The organism is Gilvimarinus sp. 1_MG-2023, from assembly GCF_030548285.1.
Genome location: NZ_JAUOSC010000602.1, coordinates 1 through 318 on the forward strand (window position 1 = coordinate 1; position 318 = coordinate 318).

Sequence of the window (318 nt, forward strand, 5' to 3'; positions counted from 1 at the left end):
GTCGGAGACCTTGTCCGCGAGCCCGATTCCCCATAATGGCGTCGTCCGCCATTCCTGACCGCTGGCGTTAAAATCCGGGCGATTATCCGCCAGCTCTGGCCCCATATCGTGCAAGAGCAAATCACTCCAGGGCTGAATGGTGCGATTGGCCAGAATCGCCGGGCTGGCATTGGCCGCGGTTTTGAATTGTGCTCGATGGCAGCTCTCACAACCGGCTTGATAAAACAGCTGTTCGCCAAGTTGTACGTTCGGTGCCTCGGGCTGACGTCGGGCAGGTAATGCCAGCGTTTGATGATAAAACACCAGCTGATCAAGTTG

General features: G+C 56.6%; 1 protein-coding gene. It reads right to left on the bottom strand.

Annotated features, from left to right (window positions below):
* The coding region (locus Q4563_RS18270) for a di-heme oxidoredictase family protein (protein WP_303605517.1) at positions 1-318 on the bottom strand (318 nt) is incomplete at both ends.